General features: G+C 52.0%; 30 protein-coding genes. 19 read left to right on the top strand and 11 right to left on the bottom strand.

Features of this window, described 5'->3' with window-relative positions; translation table 11 throughout:
- The 4 genes from nirC to tsgA form a co-directional block, all read right to left on the bottom strand.
- Window positions 1-807: a nitrite transporter NirC gene (nirC, locus tag H9644_RS14485; RefSeq protein ID WP_064527560.1), complete on the bottom strand. Its 807-nt coding sequence runs from the start codon at window positions 805-807 to the stop codon at window positions 1-3.
- Between the two features lie 125 nt (window positions 808-932).
- The gene (nirD, locus tag H9644_RS14480; RefSeq protein ID WP_000084764.1) at window positions 933-1,259 is read right to left on the bottom strand and encodes a nitrite reductase small subunit NirD; all 327 of its coding nucleotides are present in this window, start codon (window positions 1,257-1,259) and stop codon (window positions 933-935) included.
- Window positions 1,256-3,799: an NADPH-nitrite reductase large subunit gene (gene nirB, locus H9644_RS14475; RefSeq protein ID WP_105289372.1), complete on the bottom strand. Its 2,544-nt coding sequence runs from the start codon at window positions 3,797-3,799 to the stop codon at window positions 1,256-1,258. Before nirB ends, nirD begins: the two co-directional genes overlap by 4 nt.
- Window positions 3,800-4,060: 261 nt before the next feature.
- The gene (gene tsgA, locus H9644_RS14470; RefSeq protein WP_191775089.1) at window positions 4,061-5,242 is read right to left on the bottom strand and encodes an MFS transporter TsgA; all 1,182 of its coding nucleotides are present in this window, start codon (window positions 5,240-5,242) and stop codon (window positions 4,061-4,063) included.
- A gap of 264 nt (window positions 5,243-5,506) precedes the next feature.
- Here tsgA and ppiA point away from each other — a divergent pair, with 264 nt between their 5' ends.
- From ppiA to argD, 5 genes are all read left to right on the top strand, one after another.
- Complete coding sequence (gene ppiA / locus H9644_RS14465; RefSeq protein ID WP_064527557.1) at window positions 5,507-6,079, top strand: peptidylprolyl isomerase A; 573 nt, start codon at window positions 5,507-5,509, stop codon at window positions 6,077-6,079.
- 104 nt (window positions 6,080-6,183) lie between these two features.
- Window positions 6,184-6,351 (top strand): YhfG family protein, encoded by a 168-nt coding sequence (locus H9644_RS14460; protein WP_130221404.1) that lies wholly within the window; start codon window positions 6,184-6,186, stop codon window positions 6,349-6,351.
- Entirely contained in the window at window positions 6,341-6,943 is a 603-nt protein-coding gene (locus tag H9644_RS14455; protein WP_191775087.1) for a putative adenosine monophosphate-protein transferase Fic, read from the top strand. The genes H9644_RS14460 and H9644_RS14455 overlap by 11 nt, the downstream gene beginning before the upstream one ends.
- A 31-nt stretch (window positions 6,944-6,974) precedes the next feature.
- Entirely contained in the window at window positions 6,975-7,538 is a 564-nt protein-coding gene (gene pabA / locus H9644_RS14450) for an aminodeoxychorismate synthase component 2 (RefSeq protein WP_191775085.1), read from the top strand.
- 85 nt (window positions 7,539-7,623) lie between these two features.
- Window positions 7,624-8,844: a bifunctional acetylornithine/succinyldiaminopimelate transaminase gene (gene argD, locus H9644_RS14445; RefSeq protein ID WP_191775083.1), complete on the top strand. Its 1,221-nt coding sequence runs from the start codon at window positions 7,624-7,626 to the stop codon at window positions 8,842-8,844.
- A gap of 93 nt (window positions 8,845-8,937) precedes the next feature.
- Here the strand turns inward: argD and H9644_RS14440 are convergent, their stop codons facing one another.
- Together H9644_RS14440 and crp are read right to left on the bottom strand one after the other, a co-directional pair.
- Entirely contained in the window at window positions 8,938-11,028 is a 2,091-nt protein-coding gene (locus H9644_RS14440; RefSeq protein ID WP_064527547.1) for a YccS/YhfK family putative transporter, read from the bottom strand.
- 50 nt (window positions 11,029-11,078) lie between these two features.
- Window positions 11,079-11,711, bottom strand: coding sequence for a cAMP-activated global transcriptional regulator CRP (gene crp, locus H9644_RS14435; protein ID WP_000242755.1), 633 nt, complete (start codon window positions 11,709-11,711; stop codon window positions 11,079-11,081).
- Window positions 11,712-12,012: 301 nt separating this feature from the next.
- Between crp and H9644_RS14430 the strand changes: the two genes are divergently transcribed.
- Complete coding sequence (locus tag H9644_RS14430; protein WP_001148908.1) at window positions 12,013-12,417, top strand: OsmC family protein; 405 nt, start codon at window positions 12,013-12,015, stop codon at window positions 12,415-12,417.
- 54 nt (window positions 12,418-12,471) lie between these two features.
- On the opposite strand, the gene H9644_RS14425 is transcribed toward H9644_RS14430, so the two are convergent.
- The 4 genes from H9644_RS14425 to H9644_RS14410 are packed head-to-tail and all read right to left on the bottom strand — an operon-like array spanning window position 12,472 to window position 16,542.
- The gene (locus H9644_RS14425; RefSeq protein WP_191775081.1) at window positions 12,472-13,341 is read right to left on the bottom strand and encodes a phosphoribulokinase; all 870 of its coding nucleotides are present in this window, start codon (window positions 13,339-13,341) and stop codon (window positions 12,472-12,474) included.
- A 53-nt stretch (window positions 13,342-13,394) separates the two neighbouring features.
- On the bottom strand, window positions 13,395-13,613 hold the full coding sequence (locus H9644_RS14420) for a YheU family protein (protein WP_064527543.1): 219 nt from the start codon (window positions 13,611-13,613) through the stop codon (window positions 13,395-13,397).
- A complete protein-coding gene (locus H9644_RS14415; protein WP_191775078.1) occupies window positions 13,607-14,629 on the bottom strand; it encodes a hydrolase in 1,023 nt (340 codons plus the stop codon). Before H9644_RS14415 ends, H9644_RS14420 begins: the two co-directional genes overlap by 7 nt.
- Complete coding sequence (locus H9644_RS14410; protein WP_000634783.1) at window positions 14,629-16,542, bottom strand: ABC transporter ATP-binding protein; 1,914 nt, start codon at window positions 16,540-16,542, stop codon at window positions 14,629-14,631. The genes H9644_RS14415 and H9644_RS14410 overlap by 1 nt, the downstream gene beginning before the upstream one ends.
- 130 nt (window positions 16,543-16,672) lie before the next feature.
- On the opposite strand from H9644_RS14410, the gene kefG reads away from it, so the two are divergent.
- The 4 genes from kefG to slyD all read left to right on the top strand — a co-directional run bounded on the left by kefG (window position 16,673) and on the right by slyD (window position 19,924).
- Window positions 16,673-17,224 (top strand): glutathione-regulated potassium-efflux system ancillary protein KefG, encoded by a 552-nt coding sequence (gene kefG, locus H9644_RS14405; RefSeq protein WP_191775191.1) that lies wholly within the window; start codon window positions 16,673-16,675, stop codon window positions 17,222-17,224.
- Window positions 17,224-19,029, top strand: a complete 1,806-nt coding sequence (gene kefB, locus H9644_RS14400) for a glutathione-regulated potassium-efflux system protein KefB (protein ID WP_064527537.1) — start codon at window positions 17,224-17,226, stop codon at window positions 19,027-19,029. The genes kefG and kefB overlap by 1 nt, the downstream gene beginning before the upstream one ends.
- A gap of 9 nt (window positions 19,030-19,038) precedes the next feature.
- Window positions 19,039-19,239, top strand: coding sequence for a YheV family putative zinc ribbon protein (locus tag H9644_RS14395; protein WP_001007734.1), 201 nt, complete (start codon window positions 19,039-19,041; stop codon window positions 19,237-19,239).
- A gap of 94 nt (window positions 19,240-19,333) precedes the next feature.
- Complete coding sequence (slyD, locus tag H9644_RS14390; RefSeq protein ID WP_000861334.1) at window positions 19,334-19,924, top strand: peptidylprolyl isomerase; 591 nt, start codon at window positions 19,334-19,336, stop codon at window positions 19,922-19,924.
- 48 nt (window positions 19,925-19,972) lie between these two features.
- Here the strand turns inward: slyD and H9644_RS14385 are convergent, their stop codons facing one another.
- The gene (locus H9644_RS14385; RefSeq protein WP_064527535.1) at window positions 19,973-20,191 is read right to left on the bottom strand and encodes a protein SlyX; all 219 of its coding nucleotides are present in this window, start codon (window positions 20,189-20,191) and stop codon (window positions 19,973-19,975) included.
- 219 nt (window positions 20,192-20,410) lie between these two features.
- Here H9644_RS14385 and fkpA point away from each other — a divergent pair, with 219 nt between their 5' ends.
- From fkpA to H9644_RS14340, 9 genes are all read left to right on the top strand, one after another.
- The gene (gene fkpA, locus H9644_RS14380; RefSeq protein WP_064527533.1) at window positions 20,411-21,223 is read left to right on the top strand and encodes an FKBP-type peptidyl-prolyl cis-trans isomerase; all 813 of its coding nucleotides are present in this window, start codon (window positions 20,411-20,413) and stop codon (window positions 21,221-21,223) included.
- Window positions 21,224-21,389: 166 nt separating this feature from the next.
- A complete protein-coding gene (locus tag H9644_RS14375; protein WP_000091466.1) occupies window positions 21,390-22,112 on the top strand; it encodes a helix-turn-helix transcriptional regulator in 723 nt (240 codons plus the stop codon).
- Window positions 22,112-22,498: a sulfurtransferase complex subunit TusD gene (tusD, locus tag H9644_RS14370; RefSeq protein WP_191775076.1), complete on the top strand. Its 387-nt coding sequence runs from the start codon at window positions 22,112-22,114 to the stop codon at window positions 22,496-22,498. The genes H9644_RS14375 and tusD overlap by 1 nt, the downstream gene beginning before the upstream one ends.
- Window positions 22,498-22,857, top strand: coding sequence for a sulfurtransferase complex subunit TusC (tusC, locus tag H9644_RS14365; RefSeq protein ID WP_064527530.1), 360 nt, complete (start codon window positions 22,498-22,500; stop codon window positions 22,855-22,857). The genes tusD and tusC overlap by 1 nt, the downstream gene beginning before the upstream one ends.
- 7 nt (window positions 22,858-22,864) lie before the next feature.
- Complete coding sequence (gene tusB, locus H9644_RS14360) at window positions 22,865-23,152, top strand: sulfurtransferase complex subunit TusB (protein ID WP_191775074.1); 288 nt, start codon at window positions 22,865-22,867, stop codon at window positions 23,150-23,152.
- Between the two features lie 125 nt (window positions 23,153-23,277).
- Window positions 23,278-23,652, top strand: coding sequence for a 30S ribosomal protein S12 (gene rpsL, locus H9644_RS14355; RefSeq protein WP_000246815.1), 375 nt, complete (start codon window positions 23,278-23,280; stop codon window positions 23,650-23,652).
- Between the two features lie 95 nt (window positions 23,653-23,747).
- A complete protein-coding gene (gene rpsG, locus H9644_RS14350) occupies window positions 23,748-24,218 on the top strand; it encodes a 30S ribosomal protein S7 (protein WP_001138043.1) in 471 nt (156 codons plus the stop codon).
- 96 nt (window positions 24,219-24,314) lie between these two features.
- The gene (gene fusA / locus H9644_RS14345) at window positions 24,315-26,429 is read left to right on the top strand and encodes an elongation factor G (RefSeq protein WP_064527527.1); all 2,115 of its coding nucleotides are present in this window, start codon (window positions 24,315-24,317) and stop codon (window positions 26,427-26,429) included.
- Between the two features lie 70 nt (window positions 26,430-26,499).
- Window positions 26,500-26,720, top strand: a 221-nt coding sequence (locus tag H9644_RS14340; protein ID WP_000031665.1) for a GTP-binding protein, incomplete at its 3' end; no start/stop codon positions are given.

Below are 26,720 nucleotides of genomic sequence, written 5' to 3'. Positions count from 1 at the left end.
TTAACCAGCAGCCGTTTCAGTTTGATTAAATTTGTCCGCAACCGGACGATTCGCTTTAGGCGTAGCATACCAATAACCCAATCCCATGAATACGGCGCCCGATAAAGTATTACCCAGCGTCACCCACAGCAGGTTATGACCAATACCTGCCAGCGTGTAGGCTTCGCTGTGGTTGCCGAACCAGGAGAGTGCGAACAGTGTCATGTTGGCAACGGAGTGTTCGTAGCCGGACGCAATAAACGCCAGCAGACACCACCAGATAGCAATAAATTTCGCCGCACCTTCAGTGCGCAGCGCCATCCAGATTGCCAGGCAAACCAGCCAGTTACACAATGCGCCTTTAAAGAACAACACCATTGCCGGTGCGGTGGTTTTGGCCAGCGCCACGGAGTGAACGATGCTGGTATCTACCGGCAGCAGGCTACCGCCACCCCAGCTATAAAGCATGGCAACAAAGACGGAACCGACCAGGTTACCCAGCCAGGTTTGCGGCAGGATTGCCCACATTTGCCCGTGGCTGATGGTGCCCGCTTTTACCCCAAAGGTGAGGAACATAGTGTGTCCAGTAAACAGCTCAGAACCGGCAATAATCACCAGTGTTAAGGCGATACCAAAGGTCGCGCCCATCACCAGAGGGCGTACGGACGGATCGAGCAAATTACCGAGTGTGAAAATCAGGATGATCCCAAGACCCACATACGCGCCCGCCATGGCGGAGCTGACCCAAAAGCCGAGCGGGTTATTTGCCGACAGGCGTGCAATGCGCGCAGCGTTAGCCGCACACTTATTAATAGTGTCTGTAAACATTTGATTATCCTTAAAAAAGTAAAAACAAAAAATAAAACAAAGAGTTTAAAAAATGTCCTGCAATATACCGAAGGCCATTACAGGACAATGCAAAAAGGGGAGGCATTGCGCCTCCCGTTAAAACATTAACCGCGTAGCTGTACTACGCCGTCTTTCACTCGTGCTTCGTAATGCTTGACGGAAAACTGTTCGTCTTCCATGCACAAGCCGTCGCTTAAGCGAAAACGCTGTTTTTTCAGCGGGCTGGCAACCCACAGCTCGCCCTGATGTTCCGCAATCAGCCCACGTGACAGCACGCTGGATTCGAAGAACGGATCGATGTTGCTGATCGCAAACACCTGGTCGCTGTGATACGGGCGGAAAATCGCGACCTGCTCGTCACCTAACAGCGCGCAGACGCCGGTTTCAGGCAGGATGTCATCGATTTTGCAGATGTCTTTCCACTGGCTCATGCGTTGTCCTCCACCAGAGTTACCGGGATACGTTCATACGGCGTTGCCGGACGGTGCTGTTCGCGCTCTGGCACCATCTGTACGTTCGGGTCACGCTTGTCGCTGTTGATGAAGTGTTTGAAGCGAGTCTGCGCAGACGGCGTATTGACCGTTTCAGTCCACTCACACACTACCGCTTCACGCAGGCGCGCCATCTCTTCTTCCAGATGTGCGTTCAGCCCCAGTTTGTCGTCAATGATCACCGCTTTCAGGTAATCAATGCCGCCTTCGAGGTTTTCTAACCACGGTGCGGTACGCGTCAGTTTGTCGGCGGTACGGATGTAGAACATCATGAAGCGGTCGAGATATTTGATCAGCGTTTCGCGATCGATATCCGCTGCCAGCAGATCCGCATGACGCGGTTTCATGCCGCCGTTACCGCAAACGTACAGGTTCCAGCCTTTTTCGGTGGCGATGATACCCACGTCTTTGCCCTGGGCTTCTGAACATTCGCGGGTACAACCAGAGACACCAAACTTGATTTTGTGCGGAGTACGGATGCCTTTGTAGCGGTTTTCCAGTTCCACACCGAGGCCGACGCTGTCACCAACGCCGTAGCGGCACCAGGTGCTACCCACACAGGTTTTCGCCATACGTAGTGCTTTCGCATAGGCATGACCGGTTTCGAAGCCTGCCTCAATCAGCTGACGCCAGATCTCCGGCAGATCGTCTTTCTGTGCGCCAAACATCGCCAGACGCTGGGAACCAGTGATTTTGGTGTAGAGATTAAATTCACGCGCGATACGACCTACTGCCATCAGTCCTTCCGGGGTGATTTCACCGCCCGGAGAGCGCGGGATCACCGAGTAGGTGCCGTCTTTCTGGATGTTAGCGAGGAAGTTGTCGTTAGAATCCTGCAGCGGAGTATGTTCCGGCTTCAGAATGTATTCGTTCCAGCAGGAGGCCAGCAGTGAACCGACGGTTGGCTTACAGACTTCACAACCGTAGCCTTTGCCGTGTTTCGCCAGCAGTTCTTCGAAGGTTTTAATGCCTTCAACGCGGATCAAATGGAACAGTTCCTGGCGCGAGTACGCAAAGTGTTCGCACAGGTTGTTGTTAACTTCGATACCCTGTTTCGCCAGTTCTGCGTTCAGCACTTGAGTTACCAGTGGGATACAACCGCCGCAGCCAGTACCAGCTTTGGTTTCGGCTTTCAGCGCCGCAACGGTGTGGCAGCCTTTGTTGATGGCAGCAATCAGGTCGCCTTTAGTGACGTCGAAGCAGGAGCAGATTTGTGCGCTGTCCGGCAGTTTATCTACACCGATAGACGGCTTACCGCTACCAGAGTGCGCTGGCAGGATCAGAGAATCCGGGTTTTCCGGCAGTTCGATAGCATTCAATACCAGTTGCAGCAGGTTGCCGTAGTCGCTGGTATCGCCTACCAGTACCGCACCGAGCAGCGTTTTGTTGTCTTCGCTGACAACCAGGCGTTTGTAGATCTCTTTGCTTTCGTCGAGGTAAACATAGCTACGAGCGCCTGGTGTACGACCATGCGCATCGCCAATACCGCCAACGTCCACGCCCAGCAGTTTCAACTTGGCGCTAAGGTCAGCACCTTCAAAGGCGTTTTCGCTGCCGAGAATGTGGTCAACGGCGACCTGCGCCATTTTGTAGCCTGGCGCTACCAGACCAAATACACGGTTGTTCCAGCTTGCGCATTCACCGATAGCGTAGATATCCGGATCGGAAGTCTGGCAGGAATCATTAATGACGATACCCCCACGCGGAGCAACGTCCAGACCACACTGGGTTGCCAGTTTATCGCGCGGACGGATACCGGTAGAGAAGACGATAAAGTCGACTTCCAGCTCGCTACCGTCGGCAAAACGCATAGTTTTACGCGCTTCAACGCCTTCCTGCACAATCTCAAGGGTGTTTTTGCTGGTGTGAACGCGCACACCCATGCTTTCGATTTTGCGACGCAGCTGCTCGCCGCCCATCTGATCAAGCTGTTCCGCCATCAGCATTGGGGCAAATTCGATAACGTGGGTTTCGATGCCTAAGTTTTTCAGTGCGCCAGCGGCTTCCAGACCTAACAGGCCGCCGCCAACAACGGCACCGCGCTTGCTGCGACGGGCGCAAGACTCAATAGCGTTGAGGTCTTCAATGGTGCGGTAGACAAAGCAGTCCTGAGTATCAGAACCTTTGATCGGCGGGATCCACGGATAGGAACCGGTCGCCATGATCAGCTTGTCATAATAAACGGTACGCCCGGCGCTGGAGTGGATCACCTTCTCCTGACGGTTGATGGTGATGGCGCGTTCGCCGACCAGAACTTTAATGCCGTGTTTCTCGTAAAAGCCTTCGCGCACCAGCGACAGCTCTTCGGCGGTGTGGTGAGAGAAGTAAGACGAGAGGTGTACGCGGTCATAAGCGATGCGCGGTTCTTCACAGAAAACGGTAATATCAAAGTTGGCCGCATCAGATTTATCAAGAAGATCTTCGATAAAGCGATGGCCGACCATACCGTTACCGATAATTGCGAGTCTGACTTTGCTCATTTTTGCCTCGATTTCTTTTCTATTACCGCCTACCTTAACGATTCAGCAACCCCGCTTATTGATGTAAATCAAATTCACCTTTATATACCTCTTAAGTGGTATATTGCTGATTTGTATAAATTTTCTTAAGTCACGGAATTGTCTGACATTTCATGTTTGTGTAAAAAACAGACAAAATGAAAGGTTTTATAGAGATGAAGGCACGCTGCGGTGGAAGAGAAGAAAAAGCCGGACGACGATAGCGCCGCCCGGCATGAGCAATTAATGAGAGGTCAGGGTGTTATGCTGACGGTGACGGCTGACAAAACCTAACAAGAAGCACATCACAAAGACGACAGCGTACAGACCGTTTGCGGTAAGCAGTGCCGCCTGCGGACCGCTATGTTCAACAATCGGTCCGGTAACCACAAAGGTCAACATGGTGCCGATGGTCCCGCAGGTAAGTACGAAGTTAACCAGTTTTGGTGACGGTACTTTGGTCTGCTGGGAACCCAGGGTGATGATAGTGGTATAGATTGCGCTGGAGAAGAAGCCCAGAGCGAGAATGGACCATGCCATGTGTGCTGGTGTTCCAGTGTTAAAGACATACATCAGAATTGCGGCCAGCCCAGCCAGTACGGTCAGAATGCGTTGCAGATCAAAGAAGCGAAGAATAAAGCTGAATGCCCACATGCCAACCATGTACGACATCCAGAAGTTGCTTACCAGCGTACCTGCGTCGTTCAGGCTCATACCGAGGCCTTTGGCATATTCCGGCACCCAGGAGATAAAACCTAACTGACCGAGGATGTAGCACAGCGCCGCAATAGAAAGAAACAGCACGCCGATCCCCCATTTCTCTTTCGCTACCGGAGCGTCAGTTTTTGGCGCATGTTTACCCAGTGCCGGGAATTCACAGCCGAAGGTCAGAATAAAGATAGCGACGTACACCAGCCCGATGCAGGCATAAACCCAGTACCACTCAATGCTACGCGCCAACAGAAACGCGGCGATCATTGGGAAAATCATCCCGGCCATACTGAAGAAGGAGTCGGTAAATAACAGGCGAGAACCGCGCTGACGCCCTTCGTACATTTGTGTTACCAGGAATGTACCAATCGACATGGTGATGCCGCTGACCACCCCGAGAATGAACATCGCTGCCGAGAAAAGCGCCAGGCTGTGGCTGAACATCAAAGCAGCAACCGCCAGCACCATCAGGAGAAAGCCAAAACGTAACTGCGTTTTCAACGGGACGATTTCCATCAGCCAGGCGTTGAGGAAGATTGAGATTAAAATGCCGGCATTGAGGAAGGTGAAGGTGTTACTCATACTGGAAACAGGCAGATTGAAATAATCGGCGATATTTCCCATCACCATCCCGGTGACAATAACCAACGCACCGGTCAGTGCGTAGGAGAGAAAGCTAATCCATGTGAGCTTGATGCGATTGCTGTTAGTCATGATTGGCCTGCGTTTAAAGATAAAATGGCATAGTGGATATGCCGCGAGCGGGCGATTTTAGGTGATTTTGTGATCTGTTTAAATATCAAATTGCAAACGGTTGCTAATTTGCAATATTTAAAGTGATTCTGATCACGGAATATAAGTGATCATCAGGTTACATATATTTCAAGTACGTAAAATTAGGTAAAGGAATGGCCTTGTCATTGAAGGCTATTTAGAATCTCTCCACTTGCTTTTTTTCTGCACAGTTAAGGAAATCTCATGTTCAAATCGACCCTGGCAGCTGTTGTAGCTGTTTTCGCTCTTTCTGCTCTCTCACCTGAAGCAATGGCAGCGAAAGGGGATCCGCACGTATTGTTAACAACCTCTGCTGGTAATATCGAACTGGAGCTGGATAGTCAGAAAGCGCCAGTATCAGTGCAAAATTTCGTCGATTATGTGAACAGCGGCTTTTATAACAACACCACTTTTCACCGGGTGATCCCGGGCTTTATGATTCAGGGCGGTGGATTTACCGAGCAGATGCAGCAGAAAAAACCGAATCCGCCGATCAAAAATGAGGCTGATAACGGTCTGCGCAATACACGTGGCACTATTGCTATGGCGCGTACTGCGGACAAAGACAGCGCCACCAGTCAGTTCTTTATCAACGTAGCCGACAATGCCTTCCTCGACCACGGTCAGCGTGATTTCGGTTACGCGGTGTTTGGGAAAGTGGTGAAAGGCATGGATGTTGCTGACAAGATTTCCCAGGTGCCGACCCATGACGTTGGCCCGTACCAGAATGTGCCGTCAAAACCAGTAGTTATCCTTTCTGCTAAAGTCCTGCCGTAAGGATTTCTCGCGCGGGCAATCTTGTCCGCGCCTCTGCTCTCCCGGCGTAACCTGGATTTGCCGCTTATACTTGTGGCAAACGGACACGTTCAGGGAGGCATCAAGTGAAGAAACTCACCGATAAGCAAAAGTCCCGTCTCTGGGAGCTTCAGCGTAATCGTAATTTCCAGGCCAGTCGCCGTCTTGAAGGCGTCGAGATGCCATTAGTCACTCTTACTGCCGCAGAGGCTTTAGCACGCATTGAAGAGCTGAGGAGGCATTATGAGCGATAAATTCGGCGAAGGGCGCGACCCGTATCTCTATCCCGGCCTTGATATCATGCGTAATCGACTGAACATTCACCAGCAGCAGCGGCTTGAGCAGGCTGCTTACGAAATGACGGCGCTGCGTGCCGCGACCATTGAGCTTGGTCCGCTGGTACGCGGTTTACCGCATTTGCGTGCTATTCACCGCCAGCTGTATCAGGATATTTTCGACTGGGCGGGGCAACTGCGCGAAGTCGATATTTATCAGGGCGATACGCCGTTCTGCCACTTTGCCTATATCGAAAAAGAGGGCAATGCCCTGATGCAGGATTTGGAAGAAGAAGGTTATCTGGTTGGCCTTGAGAACGCGAAGTTCGTCGAGCGGCTGGCGCACTACTATTGTGAAATCAACGTCCTGCATCCATTCCGTGCGGGAAGCGGCCTGGCACAGCGGATCTTCTTCGAGCAACTGGCGATTCATGCTGGCTATCAACTGAACTGGCAAGGTATTGATGAAGAGGCCTGGAATCAGGCGAATCAGAATGGGGCAATGGGCGACCTTACGGCTCTGCAGACGATATTTAGTAAAGTGGTAAGCGAAGCCGGGGAATCTGAGTAAAATAGCGCGGTTCTTTCGTACCGGAGCCGCCATGATCCTGCTTATTGATAACTACGATTCTTTCACCTGGAACCTCTACCAGTACTTTTGTGAACTGGGGGCCGATGTGCTGGTTAAGCGCAACGATGCGTTGACACTGGCGGATATCGACAGCCTTAATCCACAGAAAATAGTCATCTCGCCTGGACCCTGTACGCCCGATGAAGCCGGGATCTCCCTTGAGACTATTCGCCACTACGCCGGGCGCTTGCCGATTCTTGGCGTCTGCCTCGGTCATCAGGCGATGGCGCAGGCTTTTGGCGGCAATGTCGTGCGCGCCGCAAAGGTTATGCACGGCAAAACTTCACCGATTACGCATAACGGCCAGGGCGTATTCCAGGGGCTGGCAAATCCACTCACCGTGACACGCTACCATTCGCTGGTGGTAGAACCTGACTCATTGCCAGAGTGCTTTGACGTGACTGCATGGAGCGAAACCGGAGAGATTATGGGGATTCGTCATCGCCAGTGGGATCTTGAAGGGGTGCAGTTCCATCCGGAAAGCATTCTCAGCGAGCAAGGGCATCAACTGCTGGCGAATTTCCTGCATCGCTGATTTCTGGTTGCTATCTAGTGATTTTTTATGCATATTTTGTGATTATAATTTCACATTAGTTTATGCGTAACAGGGTGATCATGAGATGGCAACTGAACAAGCAGCAATTATACGCGCGACTTTCGATGAAGTGATCCTGCCGATTTATGCACCGGCGGAGTTTATTCCGGTAAAAGGTCAGGGCAGCCGAGTCTGGGATCAGCAAGGCAAAGAGTACGTCGATTTCGCGGGTGGCATTGCGGTGACGGCGCTGGGCCATTGCCATCCTGCGCTGGTGGAAGCGTTAAAAACCCAGGGGGAAACCTTGTGGCATATCAGCAACGTCTTCACCAATGAACCGGCACTGCGTCTTGGGCGCAAACTGATTGAGGCGACTTTTGCCGAACGCGTGGTGTTTATGAACTCCGGTACGGAAGCCAACGAAACCGCCTTTAAACTGGCGCGTCACTACGCCTGTGTGCGTCATAGCCCGTTCAAAACCAAAATCATCGCCTTCCATAATGCCTTTCATGGTCGCTCGTTGTTTACCGTTTCTGTCGGTGGGCAGCCGAAATATTCCGACGGCTTTGGGCCAAAACCGGCAGACATTATCCACGTGCCTTTTAACGATCTCCACGCAGTGAAAGCCGTGATGGACGATCACACCTGCGCGGTGGTGGTTGAGCCGATTCAGGGTGAGGGCGGCGTGACGGCGGCGACGCCAGAGTTTTTGCAGGGCTTGCGTGAGTTGTGCGATCAGCATCAGGCATTATTGGTGTTTGATGAAGTGCAATGCGGAATGGGGCGGACCGGCGATCTGTTTGCCTATATGCACTACGGCGTGACGCCAGATATTTTGACCTCTGCGAAAGCGCTAGGCGGCGGCTTCCCGATTAGCGCTATGCTGACCACGGCGGAGATTGCTTCTGCGTTTCATCCTGGTTCTCACGGTTCCACCTACGGCGGTAACCCGCTGGCCTGTGCGGTGGCGGGGGCGGCCTTTGATATCATCAATACCCCTGAAGTGCTGGAAGGCATTCACGCGAAACGCCAGCGTTTTGTTGACCATTTGCAGAAGATAGATCAGCAGTACGATGTGTTCAGTGATGTTCGTGGTATGGGGTTGTTGATTGGCGCAGAGCTTAAGCCACAGTATAAAGGTCGGGCGCGTGATTTCCTCTATGCGGGCGCCGAGGCTGGCGTAATGGTGCTGAACGCCGGGCCGGATGTGATGCGTTTTGCGCCGTCGCTGGTGGTGGAAGATGCGGATATTGATGAAGGGATGCAACGTTTTGCCAGTGCGGTGGCGAAGGTGGTTGGGGCGTAAATAAGACGCGGTAAGCGTCGCATCAGGCAAAGGGTGTCGGATGCGGCGTGAATGCCTTATCCGACCTACGGTTTGCTTCTGGCAATGATGATATTACGCCTTCGAATCTCGTAACTTCCGATTCAACCAAATCCCGTGATGCGGTCGCTGCCGCCAGGCCATCGCTGAAATGGTGTGCATCGTATTTAGATGGCCAATAACCCGTTGTAAATGCTGTTCCAGGGTACCAGCCGCGCCTTCGTGCGGCAGCATCTCTGGCGAGTCTATGATATTGGCGTCACCAGAACTACCCGGTTCGTCATACTCCAGCCGCTGCTGACAGCGTTGAATAGCGATTTCACAAGACTGTAAATACTCCTGCGCCAGCTCCGGCGGCAATGCCCGGTGCTCCCGCGCCAGCGTGGTCATGGCATTAATATGTTCAACAATAAACTGACTGTGCGTTACCCACAGTTTCATGTCTGCCAGATAATGGCTATTAAACGCCGGTTCCTGCATCGCCTGATTTAATGAGTTATACAGAGTGTTATGTGCCTGATTTACCCGCATTCGCTGCCAGGCCAGCGGCGTAGGTTGTGGATCTTTACTCAGGATCAGACGAATCGCTTCCTGGTAGGTTTCTAAGGCGTCATGGGCGTTTTTACGCAATAAACCACTCTGCCACTGCGGCCACAGCCATACCGTGCCGCCGAAGGCAATCAAACAACCAATAATGGTATCGATAAGACGGGGAATGATGTATTGCTCGCCGTTCAGCCACAACAGTTGCAGGGTATACACCGCGGTAATGGTAAAGCCGACTGTCGCCCAGCCGTAGTTTTTGCGCAATATCAGATAGCTGGCGAGCGTGGTAAACAGCATCAACGTCAGGGTGTAACCTTCGGGAATTTTAAAGTGCAGCGCCACGCCCGCAATGATTAACCCGACCACGGTCCCCACGGAGCGATTCACAATCCTCAGACGGGTCGCGCCGTAACCATTCTGTGTCACCAGCAACACCGTCATCAGGATCCAATACGACTTCGGCAGATGTAGCGCGGTCCCCATCAAACTGGCAACGCTTAACATCACACTCAGTCGTCCGGCATTACGCAGTGCTGGCGATTTCAGGGAAAGATAACTTTTTAGCGCCGGAAGTAACGGCATTCGTCGCTGCTTATCCGCCAGCAGATCGCGGGCATAAAGCGGTTTCTGGGTACGCAGCACACGAGCGATGCGGCTGAAGTGCCAGTAGCAGAATTGCCCCACAGGGTTATCCGGATGCTGGCGGGCGATTTTCTCCAGTGCGCCAATTTGCTTTTCCATCGTAAAACGCGTCGGCAGGCGATGGTAAAGAATGTCATCAGCCAGCACGCGCAGGCGAGCGGCGACGGTTTGCGCATTCCAGCGGATAACTTCTTCTGCATGGCTACGCTCGACCAGCTTTTGCACCTCTTCAGGTTGATGCAAACTGACCGAAATATGTTCCTGTAAATCCAGTGCTTCCTGAAAAATGCGCAACATTCGCTTGTAATCGGTATTATTTTGCGCGGAAAGCATGTGCATTTGCTGATAGCACTGGGTAATCAAATCGACCGCTTTTTGCTGGCGTACCAGCAGTGGCGGGAGTGCTTTTTCGGGATCGGTATGCTGAGTGAGCAGACTGTATTTGATTTCACAGTAATCAGCCAGTTCACGGTAGAGCAGACTAAGTGACTCGCGTAGGGGCTGTTCGCGCCAGAGCCAGAACCAGAACCAGTTAAACAGTCCGTACCAGAGCGTGCCTAACGCGTAGATGAGCAACGGTTCCCAGACCGGCATATATCCCGCCAGACTGAGTGTAAAAATGGCGGCGAGTAACGATGCGGGAAGCAATTTTGCGTGCAATGGCCCAAGCTCGGCAGTGACGCCAAGTACCAGCGTTAACCCGGTCAGCAAAAAGGGTAGGGGGATATCTTTTTCCAACAGCAGCTGTGTCAGTAAGCTACAGGTAGCAAACAGCGACGCGCCAATAATCAGGCGTTTGAAAAAACGTTTATGGGGGGTATCAAGCCCCGCAATGTTGCAACAGGCAGGGACGAGTGAAAACAGCAGGCCGAGTCTTAATTCGCCAAACAACAGACCAACGGCCACGGGCAAACATAGCACCAGAGTTTGTCGTAGTGCATAGTTGATATCAGGATGATAAATCAGTCTGCGCCACATCGGGTTAAACAAAATGGCGCGCTACCAGGTAACGCGCCACTCCGACGGGATTAACGAGTGCCGTAAACGACGATGGTTTTACCGTGTGCGGAGATCAGGTTCTGATCTTCCAGCATCTTCAGAATGCGCCCTACGGTTTCACGAGAACAGCCGACAATTTGACCAATTTCCTGACGGGTAATTTTAATTTGCATACCGTCCGGGTGAGTCATTGCATCGGGTTGTTTCGCCAGATTCAGCAGTGTCTGCGCGATGCGACCTGTAACGTCGAGGAACGCAAGGTTTCCGACTTTCTCTGAAGTGACTTGCAGACGACGCGCCATTTGCGCGGAGAGACGCATCAGAATATCCGGGTTCACCTGAATTAATTGACGAAATTTTTTGTAGGAAATTTCAGCTACTTCACAGGCGGTTTTTGCACGTACCCATGCGCTACGTTCCTGGCCTTCTTCAAACAGGCCCAATTCGCCAATAAAATCACCCTGATTCAGATAGGAGAGGATCATTTCTTTACCCTCCTCGTCTTTGATCAGCACTGCCACAGAGCCTTTAACGATGTAGTACAGCGTTTCCGCTTTTTCACCCTGGTGAATAAGCGTGCTCTTGGATGGGTACTTATGAATGTGGCAATGAGACAAGAACCATTCGAGAGTCGGGTCTGTTTGCGGTTTGCCAAGCACCATGCGCGGTTATCCTCTGTTATAAGCTTTCTCCAGAGCCAGAAAACGCCGCTGTCTCTGGATTGCCGAAATGTGCTTCCCGCTACCTGGGAAGGGGCTATCAACTGAACTGCACGGTAATGTGACGTCCTTTACATACATGCAGTACATCAATGTATTACTGTAGCATCCCGACTGTTTTAGCATAGCTTTCGCTTTGTGTCTCCTGGTGTCTCGCTTCAGCATGACCCAGGTCGCCTTCCGTTGCGCGATTTGGTCAGTACGCGTACTCTGTCAGGAAAACTGACGCAATGGAGTTCCGATTATGCAAGCGCGTGTAAAGTGGGTTGAAGGGTTAACTTTTTTGGGCGAATCCGCCTCTGGTCACCAGATTTTAATGGATGGTAACTCTGGCGATAAAGCGCCAAGTCCGATGGAAATGGTGCTGATGGCGGCGGGTGGCTGTAGCGCCATTGATGTGGTTTCTATCCTGCAGAAGGGGCGTCAGGATGTGGTCGATTGTGAAGTAAAACTGACCTCTGAACGCCGCGAAGAGGCACCGCGCCTGTTTACCCATATCAATTTGCATTTTATCGTCACCGGTCGCGACTTGAAGGATGCAGCGGTTGCGCGTGCGGTGGATCTCTCTGCTGAGAAATATTGTTCAGTGGCGCTGATGCTGGAAAAAGCGGTGAATATTACCCACTCTTATGAAGTGGTTGCTGCGTGATTTAACTACCCCGTTGTGATGCCGGATAGTATTTTATCCGGCTTATTGGTGAAGTTACTCGATTTTCTTCCCTTCCATCAGTCGTTGCACCAGCGGCAGCATAATTAACTCCATTGCCAGACCCATTTTGCCTCCCGGCACCACTAATGTATTGATGTGGGAAATGAACGAACCTTGCAACATCGCCAGCAGCCAGGGGAAATCGATCCCCTCCAGATTACGAAAATGAATCACCACAAAGCTTTCATCCAGCGATGGAATGCCTTTTGCGGCGAAGGGGTTTGAAGTGTCGACGGTGGGGACGCGCTGGAAGTTTAGATGGGTGCGGGAAAACTGCGGCGTGATGTAGTTGATATAGTCTTCCATTGAACGCACAACCGAGTCCATCACCGCTTCTCGTGAGTGTCCGCGCTCGCTGGTGTCGCGGATAAGCTTTTGAATCCACTCCAGGTTAACGATAGGCACTACGCCTACCAGTAAATCTACATGCTGCGCGACGTTATGTTGTGGTGTGACCACGCCACCGTGCAAACCTTCATAAAACAGCACATCGGTGGGTTCCGGTAGCGCCTGCCACGGGGTGAATGTGCCTGGCACCTGATTCCACGGTACGGCTTCGTCGTAGGTATGCAGGTATTTGCGTGATTTCCCTTTGCCGCTCTGGCCGTATTCAATAAAGGTTTGTTCCAGCAGGCCGAAGTCGTTGGCTTCGGGGCCGAAGTAGCTGATATGCCGCCCGGCATCGCGCGCCTTGCGGATCGCCATATCCATTTCCGGGCGGGTATAACGGTGAAAACTGTCGCCTTCCACCTCGGCTGCATGCAGATTTAACTGCGCGAATATTTTACGAAACGCGAGGCTGGTGGTGGTGGTCCCCGCGCCGCTGGATCCTGTTACCGCAATGACCGGATGTTTGGCAGACATAGTAACTCCATGACCTGGTTATCATTATTATTTCGTCCGCCGACGGTTGCAGGTTATTCGCGAAACTGACTGCGCGGCATGATATTGACCGTTTCGTGCAGTTCCGACCAGACCAGTACCGCTTCTCCGCACTGTAGCTGTCGTTTGACGTCGGCGACTTTCTGTTCAAGCGTACGCTCTTGTTCACCATAATCGGTGCCTTCACGTAACACAAAGCTTTCAATTAAATTTTCCAGCGTTTCAGGGGAGATGTCTTGCCAGGGAATCAACATGATTTCGTCTCCAGATACGTTGTTAACCAGTCAGGAATGCGTGACTCCAGCCACATTTGTGGGTGAAATAATGTACCGCCAATAAAACCAACATGACCGCCATGTTCAGTCAGTTGATACTCTACTTGCGGAGGAAGATTTTCTGGTTTCGGGATCACCTGATGATCCATAAACGGATCGTCTTTGGCGTGAATAATCAGCGTCGGTTTGACGATCCGATTGAGCAGCGGCATGGCGCTACACTGACGATAATAGTCGATAGCGTCGGCGTAGCCGTGAATTTTGGCGGTGATCAGATCGTCAAATTCGCGGATGCGGCGCACCGACTTCAACTGAGCGAGATCTATTGGCAGTGTTCCGGGGTACGCCTTCAGTTTACGCGCAGCATTGGCTTTTAACAGATTCACCAGGTAACGCTGATAAACGCGGGAAAAGCCCTTTTCCATATGGTAACTACAGGCTTCCAGCACAAACGGCGCGGAGACAATCACCGCCGCATCAATCGGGACATTATTACCTTCTTTGGCCAGCAGGCATGCCAGCATATTGCCACCAAGCGAATAGCCGACGGCAGCCGTTGGCGCATGGCCAAACTCACGTTGCAGCCAGCGTAAAAACCAACTGGCGTCTTCGGTTTCGCCCGAATGGTAAATGCGGTGCATGCGGTTAGGTTCACCGCTGCATCCGCGAAAATGCATCACCACACCCAGCCAGCCGCGTTTTTTCGCCGCATCAACCAGGCCGTGGGCATAAGGGCTATTCAGACTGCCCTCCAGACCATGAAACACCACCAGACGCGGTTTATGCTGCGCTTGTGTGGGATCTTCACTCCACGCGAGATCGACAAAGTCGCCGTCGGGCAACTCCAGCCGCTGCCAGTGCGGAGTGAATTTCACCTGACGACGAAACAGACGCGGCAGCATGGTTTGTAGATGGCAATTGCTAAAGCCGCGCATGGGGATGAATTCAGTACTGCTGCTGAATTCATTGACATCGGTCGTCGTTATCTGCGCCATCAGTTGCTTTGGCCTTCCAGCAGCATCTGTTCCAGTTGCTCCTGGGCTTCCAGCCACGCCATTTCGCACTCTTCCAGGCCGGATTTGGCGCTCGCTTGTTGTTGCAGGCAGGCGGTCAGTTCCGCTTTACGGCTCTGGTCGTACAGTTCGCTGTCACCCAGCTTTTCTTCCGCCTGTGCCAGTTGCGCGTTCAGCTTCTCCATCTCTTTTTCCAGACGGGCGATCTCTTTACGTAGCGGCTGGGTTTGCGCACGCAGTTCTGCTTCCCGACGCTTCTGATCCTTACGCGCCTGGGCGCTGTTAGCGTTCTCTTTTGGCGCGTCGTCGGTTTGGTTTTCCTGCTTTTGTACGTCGCTCAACCATTGTTGATAATCTTCCAGATCGCCGTCGAACGGTTCGACTTTACGATCGTGAACCAGATAGAGATCGTCAGTGGTGGAACGCAGTAAATGGCGGTCGTGCGAAACGACAACCAGCGCGCCTTCAAACTCGATCAACGCTTCGGTGAGTGCCTGGCGCATGTCGAGATCAAGGTGGTTAGTCGGTTCGTCGAGCAGCAACAGATTCGGGCGCTGCCAGACTATCAATGCCAGCACCAGACGCGCTTTTTCACCACCGGAGAAACGGCGCGTCTCTTCGGTTACTTTATCGCCCTGGAAACCAAAGCCGCCGAGGTAGTCACGCAGTTTTTGCTCCAGCTCCTGCGGCGCTAAACGCGCCAGATGCTGAATAGGCGATTCGTCGGCGCGCAGGTATTCCAGTTGATGCTGGGCGAAGTAGCCGAGTTTGATCCCTTTCGCCAGGCCAATTTCACCGCTGACTGGCGCAAGTTCACCGGCTAACAGTTTGATTAATGTCGATTTGCCCGCGCCGTTGCGGCCTAACAAACCAATGCGCGAACCGGGGACCAGATTCAGTTTGATTGAGTCGAGAATAATCCGATCGCCATAGCCCGCACTGACTTTTTCCATCTTCAACAACGGGTTAGGCAGGCTTTCCGGCGCGCGGAAGCTAAAGCGGAACGGGTTGTCGACGTGCGCGGGGGCAATCAGCTCCATGCGCTCGAGCATCTTAATGCGGCTCTGTGCTTGTTTTGCTTTGGTGGCTTTAGCACGGAAACGATCGATATAACTTTGCAGATGCGCCACGCGCTCTTGCTGGCTTTCGTACATCGCCTGTTGCTGCGCCAGGCGAGTGGCGCGCTGCACTTCAAACGAGCTGTAGTTGCCGGTGTACTCGAACATGTTTTGCTGTTCGATATGAATGATTTTATCGACGATTGGATCGAGGAAGTCACGGTCGTGGGAGATCAGGATCAGCGTGCCCTGATAGCTCTTCAACCATTTTTCCAGCCAGATAACGGCATCGAGATCGAGGTGGTTAGTTGGTTCGTCGAGCAGCAGCAAGTCTGAACGGCAAATCAGCGCCTGGGCGAGGTTAAGACGCATACGCCAGCCACCGGAGAAATCACTCACCGGGCGCTCCAGTTGTTCGTTGCTGAAACCGAGGCCGTGCAGCAGGCTGGCGGCGCGGGAGCGAATACTCCATGCGTCGATAGCATCCAGCTTGCCGTGAATGGTGGCGATGGCGTGCCCGTCGTTACGTTCGTTGGCGTCGTGGAGCTGCGCTTCCAGTTGGCGATATTCGCGGTCGCCGTCAATGACATATTCCAGCGCCGCTTGCGGTAGCGCCGGTGTTTCCTGATTCACCCACGCCAGTTGCCAGCTTCCCGGAAAGGTGTAGCTGCCGCCGTCGGCGCTGATTTCATTTTTCAGCAATGCCAGCAGGGTAGATTTACCGCAGCCGTTTTTACCCACCAGGCCGACTTTCTGGCCGGGGTTGATGGTGGCGGTGGCATTATCCAGCAGGACGCGCACGCCGCGACGAATTTGTAACGAGGAGAAAACAATCATAAGGCGCCGTATGTTCAGACTATGTTAACTTATCATTATGATAATGTAATGTATGGGCGAGCTGCCGCACCGGGCGCAATGGTAGCCCAAAACAGCGACTATACACAAAAACCATACCGGGAGGGGGATGATGTCTCAGCCAGCGAAAGTTTTGCTGCTGTATGCCCATCCGGAATCTCAGGACTCGGTGGCAAACCGGGTACTGCTTAAACCGGCCACGCAGCTCAGCAATGTTACCGTGCACGACCTTTACGCGCACTACCCCGATTTTTTTATTGATATCCCCCGTGAGCAGGCGTTACTGCGTGAGCACGAGGTGATTGTTTTTCAGCATCCTCTTTATACCTACAGTTGCCCGGCGTTACTCAAAGAATGGCTGGATCGGGTATTGAGCCGCGGTTTTGCCAGTGGGCCAGGAGGAAATCAACTGGCGGGAAAGTACTGGCGCAGCGTGATCACCACCGGCGAGCCGGAAAGCGCCTACCGCTATGATGCGTTGAATCGCTATCCGATGAGCGATGTACTACGCCCCTTTGAACTGGCTGCGGGCATGTGCCGGATGCACTGGTTAAGCCCCATCATTATTTACTGGGCGAGACGGCAAAGCGCACAGGAGCTGGCAAGTCACGCCAGAGCCTACGGTGACTGGCTGGCAAATCCGATTCTCGTGGGAGGCCGCTGATGGAAGGTTCCGATTTTTTACTGGCGGGAGTGCTGTTTCTCTTCGCGGCGGTGGCTGCGGTGCCGTTGGCATCGCGGCTGGGCATTGGCGCTGTGTTGGGATATTTGCTGGCTGGAATTGCGATTGGCCCGTGGGGACTGGGGTTTATTAGCGACGTCGATGAGATCCTCCACTTTTCGGAACTCGGCGTGGTATTTCTGATGTTTATCATCGGGCTGGAGTTGAATCCCTCCAAACTCTGGCAATTGCGGCGCTCTATCTTTGGCGTAGGCGCGGCGCAGGTGCTGTTAAGTGCGGCGTTGCTGGCAGGGTTATTAATGCTGACCAATTTTGCCTGGCAGGCTGCAGTGGTGGGGGGCATTGGCCTTGCGATGTCCTCAACCGCAATGGCGCTGCAACTGATGCGCGAAAAAGGGATGAATCGCAGCGAATCTGGTCAGCTCGGGTTTTCGGTACTGCTGTTTCAGGATTTGGCGGTGATCCCGGCGCTGGCATTAGTGCCGCTATTGGCGGGATCGGCAGACGAACATTTCGACTGGATGACAGTCGGTATGAAGGTGCTGGCGTTTGTCGGCATGCTGATTGGTGGGCGCTATTTGCTGCGTCCGGTATTCCGCTTTATTGCGGCTTCAGGCGTGCGAGAAGTGTTCACCGCCGCGACGTTATTGCTGGTGCTGGGTTCCGCGTTATTTATGGATGCGCTGGGGCTGTCGATGGCGCTCGGTACGTTTATTGCGGGCGTGTTGCTGGCGGAAAGCGAATATCGCCACGAACTTGAAACGGCTATCGATCCATTTAAGGGGTTGCTGCTCGGGCTATTTTTTATCTCAGTCGGGATGTCGCTCAACCTCGGGGTGCTTTATACCCATCTGCTGTGGGTGGTGTTAAGCGTTATTGTGTTGGTGGCGGTGAAAATTCTCGTGCTGTATCTGCTGGCGCGGCTGTATGGCGTGCGCAGTTCCGAGCGGATGCAGTTTGCTGGCGTGTTGAGCCAGGGCGGCGAGTTTGCCTTTGTCCTCTTTTCTACGGCTTCTTCGCAACGGCTGTTTCAGGGTGACCAGATGGCACTGTTGCTGGTGACGGTTACGCTTTCCATGATGACCACGCCGCTGCTGATGAAGCTGGTGGATAAATGGCTATCCCGCCAGTTCAACGCCCCGGAAGAAGAGGATGAAAAACCGTGGGTAAACGATGATAAACCGCAGGTGATTGTCGTGGGCTTCGGACGTTTTGGACAGGTGATTGGTCGTTTGCTGATGGCGAATAAAATGCGCATTACCGTGCTGGAGCGGGACATCAGTGCCGTTAACCTGATGCGCAAATATGGCTACAAAGTTTATTACGGCGACGCCACGCAAGTTGACCTGTTGCGTTCTGCAGGCGCAGAGGCCGCAGAGTCTATCGTCATCACCTGTAACGAACCGGAAGACACCATGAAGCTGGTGGAAATATGCCAACAGCACTTTCCGCATTTGCATATTCTTGCGCGAGCGCGCGGACGTGTAGAGGCGCATGAGTTATTACAGGCGGGAGTGACGCAGTTTTCCCGTGAAACATTCTCCAGTGCGTTAGAGCTGGGGCGCAAAACGCTGGTCACGCTTGGCATGCATCCGCATCAGGCGCAGCGCGCGCAACTGCATTTTCGCCGCCTGGATATGCGAATGCTGCGGGAGTTAATCCCGATGCATGCTGACACCGTACAAATTTCTCGCGCCAGGGAAGCCCGACGCGAACTGGAAGAGATTTTCCAGCGTGAGATGCAACAAGAACGACGCCAGCTGGACGGCTGGGATGAATTTGAGTAGAGGGTAAAGATGGCAATCCGAAAACGTTTTATCGCGGGCGCAAAATGCCCGGCCTGTCAGGCACAAGATTCCATGGCGATGTGGCGCGAAAATAATATTGATATTGTTGAATGCGTTAAGTGTGGACACCAGATGCGAGAAGTCGATAAAGAAGCCCGCGATCACGTTCGCAAAGATGAGCAAGTGATCGGGATTTTTCATCCGGACTAGCGATATGCTTCGAGTTTTTTTAAGCTAGTGAGTACACGGCTGCAGAATTCCGCTACAATCTGCGCCACTATTCTTCCCATGCTCAGGAGATATCATGAAAGTAGCAAAAGACCTGGTGGTCAGCCTGGCCTATCAGGTACGTACAGAAGACGGTGTGTTGGTTGATGAGTCTCCGGTGAGTGCGCCGCTGGACTACCTGCATGGTCACGGTTCCCTGATCTCTGGCCTGGAAACAGCGCTGGAAGGTCATGAAGTTGGCGACAAATTTGATGTAGCTGTTGGCGCTAACGACGCTTACGGTCAGTACGATGAAAACCTGGTGCAGCGCGTTCCTAAAGACGTATTTATGGGCGTTGATGAACTGCAGGTAGGTATGCGCTTCCTGGCTGAAACCGACCAGGGTCCAGTACCGGTTGAAATCACTGCGGTTGAAGACGATCACGTCGTGGTTGACGGTAACCACATGCTGGCTGGCCAGAACCTGAAATTCAACGTTGAAGTTGTGGCGATTCGTGAAGCGACTGAAGAAGAACTGGCTCATGGTCACGTTCACGGCGCGCACGACCATCACCACGATCATGACCACGACGGTTGCTGCGGCGGTCATGGCCACGATCACGGTCATGAACACGGTGGCGAAGGCTGCTGTGGTGGTAAAGGTAACGGTGGTTGCGGTTGCCACTAATACCGAAAAGGTGACAAAAAAGCGGGGGATTCCCCGCTTTTTTTTGCCTCAATAATGCGGCGGCGGCGTTTCTTCAGCCTGCGACGCGATGTTCGACGGCTGGCTGGCTTTTAACTTCTCGGTCAGCAGACGCAGATGATCGCGCAGTTTCGCCATCTCCATTTCATGAGCGGTCACCGTGACGTTCAGTTCTTCAATGGTGATTTCCTGAAAAGCCAGTCGGCTCTCCAGTTCTGCCAGGCGTGCTTCCAATGTTAAATCCTGCATGATTCACCTCTTTGGTCGAATGATCGCTGCGGATTCTACTTAACTTTGCTGCCAGAGACAGCACTCATTTCGCGACATCGAAACTAATTTAAACAAAAAGAGTCTGAAAATAGATGATAATAGGGCGTGTCTGTATGTAGATTTATCCGACAACGCTTTATAGTACCCTTCTGATAATAGTTAACCCTGGGGTGAGATGCCCCGATCCTGGAGATATGGATGAAATCACTGTTTAAAGTAACGCTGCTGGCGACCACAATGGCCGTTGCCCTGCATGCACCAATCACTTTTGCTGCCGAAGCGGCGAAACCAACTGCAACTGCTGACAGCAAAGCAGCGTTCAAAAATGACGATCAGAAATCAGCTTACGCGCTGGGTGCTTCGCTCGGTCGTTACATGGACAATTCTCTGAAAGAACAAGAAAAGCTGGGCATCAAACTGGATAAAGATCAGCTAATCGCGGGTGTTCAGGATGCATTTGCTGATAAAAGCAAACTCTCTGATCAAGAGATCGAACAGACTTTGCAAGCGTTTGAAGCACGCGTGAAGTCCTCCGCTCAGGCGAAGATGGAAAAAGATGCTGCTGACAACGAAGTAAAAGGTAAAGAGTATCGCGAGAAATTTGCCAAAGAGAAAGGTGTGAAAACCTCTTCAACTGGCCTGGTTTATCAGGTAGTGGAAGCCGGTAAAGGCGAATCACCGAAAGACAGCGATACTGTTGTAGTGAACTACAAAGGTACGTTGATCGACGGTAAAGAGTTCGATAACTCTTACACCCGTGGTGAACCGCTCTCTTTCCGTCTGGATGGTGTGATCCCGGGCTGGACTGAAGGTCTGAAGAACATCAAGAAAGGCGGTAAGATCAAACTGGTTATCCCACCAGAGCTGGCTTACGGCAAAGCGGGCGTTCCGGGGATCCCACCGAATTCTACCCTGGTATTTGACGTAGAACTGCTGGATGTGAAACCAGCGCCGAAGGCTGATACGAAGCCAGAAGCAGATGCTAAAGCAGCAGATTCTGCTAAAAAATAAGCATTAAAAACCGCCGCCTGACCAGGCGGCGGTTTTTTTATTGCAGGCCGGATATAATTAGTGCTGGAAAGCGGAACCTCCGCTGTATTAATTTAATTACCCGCATCATTAATGAGCCTGCCCTGAAAAGTTAACGACAGGCTCCTGAAAAGGAGTGTTTTTTTTCATGTCCAGGTCGCTTTTAACGAACGAAACCAGTGAGTTGGATTTACTGGATCAACGTCCTTTCGACCAGACCGATTTTGATATTCTGAAATCCTACGAAGCGGTGGTGGACGGGTTAGCGATGCTCATTGGTTCCCACTGTGAAATCGTTTTGCACTCTTTGCAGGATTTAAAATGTTCAGCCATTCGTATTGCCAACGGCGAACATACAGGCCGGAAGATTGGCTCGCCAATTACCGATCTGGCACTGCGTATGTTGCACGACATGACGGGAGCGGATAGCAGCGTTTCTAAATGCTACTTTACTCGTGCCAAAAGTGGCGTATTAATGAAGTCGCTCACGATTGCTATTCGTAACCGTGAACAGCGAGTGATTGGTCTGCTGTGCATCAATATGAATCTTGATGTGCCATTCTCGCAGATTATGAGCACCTTTGTGCCACCTGAAACTCCCGATGTCGGCTCAAGCGTCAACTTTGCGTCTTCTGTTGAAGATCTGGTTACCCAAACGCTGGAGTTCACCATTGAAGAAGTGAACGCCGATCGCAATGTTTCTAATAACGCTAAAAATCGCCAGATCGTGCTGAATCTCTACGAGAAAGGGATCTTTGACATCAAGGATGCGATTAATCAGGTTGCTGATCGTCTCAACATTTCCAAACATACTGTTTATCTCTATATCCGTCAGTTCAAGAGCGGTGACTTCCAGGGGCAAGATAAGTAATGCGTTTTGCCATCGTGGTGACCGGGCCAGCATACGGTACGCAACAGGCGAGTAGTGCTTTTCAGTTCGCACAGGCGCTGATAGCAGAAGGCCATGAGTTAAGCAGCGTCTTTTTCTATAGGGAAGGGGTCTATAACGCTAACCAGTTCACCTCTCCGGCGAGTGATGAATTTGACCTTGTGCGTGGCTGGCAGCAACTGAATACGCAACATGGTGTGGCGCTGAATATCTGCGTGGCGGCAGCGTTACGCCGCGGTATTGTCGATGAAACCGAAGCGGGAAGATTAGGTCTGGCGTCCGCTAATCTCCAGCCGGGCTTCACCTTAAGCGGCCTGGGTGCACTGGCGGAAGCCTCACTGACCTGTGACAGGGTGGTACAGTTTTGATGAAACGAATTGCGTTTGTCTTTTCTACGGCCCCCCACGGCACAGCGGCTGGTCGTGAAGGACTAGATGCTTTACTCGCAACCTCCGCATTAACTGACGAGCTCGCGGTTTTCTTTATTGCCGATGGTGTTTTTCAAATTTTGCCTGGGCAAAGGCCCGATGTGGTGCTGGCGCGTGATTACATCGCCACCTTTAAACTGCTGGGGCTGTATGACATTGAACAGTGCTGGGTTTGTGCGGCTTCACTACGTGAGCGTGGGTTAGATCCGCAGACCCCCTTTGTTGTTGAAGCCACCCCGCTCGAAGCAGAAGCCTTACGCCGCGAACTCGGCAACTACGATGTTATTTTGAGATTTTGAGGCATACATGTTGCACACATTACATCGCTCACCCTGGCTGACGGATTTCCCTGCGTTGCTGCGTCTGCTCGGTGAGGGCGACGAACTGCTGTTATTGCAGGATGGCGTAATTGCCGCAGTTGACGGTAATCGCTACCTTGAAAGTCTGCGTAATGCCTCCATTAAAGTCTATGCCCTGAACGAAGATCTCATTGCCCGGGGTTTGGATGGCCAAATTTCGAACGATATCATCCGAATTGACTATACTGATTTCGTCAGACTTACGGTTAAGCACACCGGTCAGATGGCCTGGTGACGGCGGGATCGTTGTATATTTCTTGACACCTTTTCGACACCGCCCTAAAATTCGGCGTCCTCATATTGTGTGAGGACGTTTTATTACGTGTTTACGAAGCAAAAGCTAAAACCAGGAGCTATTTAATGGCAACAGTTAACCAGCTGGTACGCAAACCACGTGCTCGCAAAGTTGCAAAAAGCAACGTGCCTGCGCTGGAAGCATGCCCGCAAAAACGTGGCGTATGTACTCGTGTATATACTACCACTCCTAAAAAACCGAACTCCGCACTGCGTAAAGTATGCCGTGTTCGTCTGACTAACGGTTTCGAAGTGACTTCCTACATCGGTGGTGAAGGTCACAACCTGCAGGAGCACTCCGTGATCCTGATCCGTGGCGGTCGTGTTAAAGACCTCCCGGGTGTTCGTTACCACACCGTACGTGGTGCGCTTGACTGCTCCGGCGTTAAAGACCGTAAGCAGGCTCGTTCCAAGTATGGCGTGAAGCGTCCTAAGGCTTAATGGTTCTCCGTTAAGTAAGGCCAAACGTTTTATATTAATGTCAAACTAAACTCGTAGAGTTTTGGACAATCCTGAATTAACAACGGAGTATTTCCATGCCACGTCGTCGCGTCATTGGTCAGCGTAAAATTCTGCCGGATCCGAAGTTCGGATCAGAACTGCTGGCTAAATTTGTAAATATCCTGATGGTAGATGGTAAAAAATCTACTGCCGAATCTATCGTATACAGCGCGCTGGAGACCCTGGCTCAGCGTTCTGGTAAATCTGAACTGGAAGCATTCGAAGTAGCTCTCGAAAACGTGCGCCCGACTGTAGAAGTTAAGTCTCGCCGCGTTGGTGGTTCTACTTATCAGGTACCAGTTGAAGTCCGTCCGGTTCGTCGCAATGCTCTGGCAATGCGTTGGATCGTTGAAGCTGCTCGTAAACGCGGTGATAAATCCATGGCTCTGCGCCTGGCGAACGAACTTTCCGATGCTGCAGAAAACAAAGGTACTGCAGTTAAGAAACGTGAAGACGTTCACCGTATGGCCGAAGCCAACAAGGCGTTCGCACACTACCGTTGGTAATCCCTTCGGAGTTTTAGTCACCAGGCGGGCGCTTCCAGTAAGCAGCCCGCTTTGGGCTACTTAAATTGAACGCCTAAAAGATAAACGAGGAAACAAATGGCTCGTACAACACCCATCGCACGCTACCGTAACATCGGTATCAGTGCGCACATCGACGCCGGTAAAACCACTACTACCGAACGTATTCTGTTCTACACCGGTGTAAACCATAAAATCGGTGAAGTTCATGACGGCGCTGCAACCATGGACTGGATGGAGCAGGAGCAGGAACGTGGTATTACCATCACTTCCGCTGCAACTACTGCATTCTGGTCTGGTATGGCTAAGCAGTATGAGCCGCATCGCATCAACATCATCGACACCCCGGGGCACGTTGACTTCACAATCGAAGTAGAACGTTCCATGCGTGTTCTCGATGGTGCGGTAATGGTTTACTGCGCAGTTGGTGGTGTTCAGCCGCAGTCTGAAACCGTATGGCGTCAGGCAAACAAATATAAAGTTCCGCGCATTGCGTTCGTTAACAAAATGGACCGCATGGGTGCGAACTTCCTGAAAGTTGTTAACCAGATCAAAACCCGTCTGGGCGCGAACCCGGTTCCGCTGCAGCTGGCGATTGGTGCTGAAGAACATTTCACCGGTGTTGTTGACCTGGTGAAAATGAAAGCTATCAACTGGAACGACGCTGACCAGGGCGTAACCTTCGAATACGAAGATATCCCGGCAGACATGGTTGAACTGGCTAACGAATGGCACCAGTACCTGATTGAATCCGCAGCTGAAGCTTCTGAAGAGCTGATGGAAAAATACCTGGGTGGTGAAGAACTGACTGAAGAAGAGATTAAAGGTGCTCTGCGTCAGCGCGTTCTGAACAACGAAATCATCCTGGTAACCTGTGGTTCTGCGTTCAAGAACAAAGGTGTTCAGGCGATGCTGGATGCGGTAATTGATTACCTGCCATCCCCGGTTGACGTACCTGCGATCAACGGTATCCTGGACGACGGTAAAGATACTCCGGCTGAACGTCACGCAAGTGATGACGAGCCGTTCTCTGCTCTGGCGTTCAAAATCGCTACCGACCCGTTTGTTGGTAACCTGACCTTCTTCCGTGTTTACTCCGGTGTGGTTAACTCTGGTGATACCGTTCTGAACTCCGTGAAAGCTGCACGTGAGCGTTTCGGTCGTATCGTTCAGATGCACGCTAACAAACGTGAAGAGATCAAAGAAGTTCGCGCGGGCGACATCGCTGCTGCAATCGGTCTGAAAGACGTAACCACTGGTGACACCCTGTGTGACCCGGATGCGCCGATCATTCTGGAACGTATGGAATTCCCTGAGCCGGTAATCTCCATCGCAGTAGAACCGAAAACCAAAGCTGACCAGGAAAAAATGGGTCTGGCTCTGGGCCGTCTGGCTAAAGAAGACCCGTCTTTCCGTGTATGGACTGACGAAGAATCTAACCAGACCATCATCGCGGGTATGGGCGAACTGCACCTCGACATCATCGTTGACCGTATGAAGCGTGAATTCAACGTTGAAGCGAACGTAGGTAAACCGCAGGTTGCTTACCGTGAAACTATCCGCCAGAAAGTTACCGATGTTGAAGGTAAACACGCGAAACAGTCTGGTGGTCGTGGTCAGTATGGTCATGTTGTTATCGACATGTACCCGCTGGAGCCGGGTTCAAACCCGAAAGGCTACGAGTTCATCAACGACATTAAAGGTGGTGTAATCCCTGGCGAATACATCCCGGCCGTTGATAAAGGTATCCAGGAACAGCTGAAAGCAGGTCCGCTGGCAGGCTACCCGGTAGTAGACATGGGTATTCGTCTGCACTTCGGTTCTTACCATGACGTTGACTCCTCTGAACTGGCGTTTAAACTGGCTGCTTCTATCGCCTTTAAAGAAGGCTTTAAGAAAGCGAAACCAGTTCTGCTTGAGCCGATCATGAAGGTTGAAGTAGAAACTCCGGAAGAGAACACCGGTGACGTTATCGGTGACTTGAGCCGTCGTCGTGGTATGCTCAAAGGTCAGGAATCTGAAGTTACTGGCGTTAAGATCCACGCTGAAGTACCGCTGTCTGAAATGTTCGGATATGCAACTCAGCTGCGTTCTCTGACCAAAGGTCGTGCATCATACACCATGGAATTCCTGAAGTATGATGAAGCGCCGAGTAACGTTGCTCAGGCCGTAATTGAAGCCCGTGGTAAATAAGCCTAAGGGTTAATACCAAAGTCCCGTGCTCTCTCCTGAAGGGGAGAGCACTATAGTAAGGAATATAGCCGTGTCTAAAGAAAAATTTGAACGTACAAAACCGCACGTTAACGTTGGTACTATCGGCCACGTTGACCACGGTAAAACTACTCTGACCGCTGCAATCACCACCGTACTGGCTAAAACCTACGGCGGTGCTGCTCGCGCATTCGACCAGATCGATAACGCGCCGGAAGAAAAAGCTCGTGGTATCACCATCAACACTTCTCACGTTGAATATGACACCCCGAC

The sequence above is a fragment of the Escherichia whittamii genome (genome assembly GCF_014836715.1).
Taxonomy (GTDB): domain Bacteria; phylum Pseudomonadota; class Gammaproteobacteria; order Enterobacterales; family Enterobacteriaceae; genus Escherichia; species Escherichia whittamii.
The sequence above is the reverse complement of the archived record's forward strand: the minus strand, read 5'-3'. Positions and strand labels throughout refer to the sequence as shown.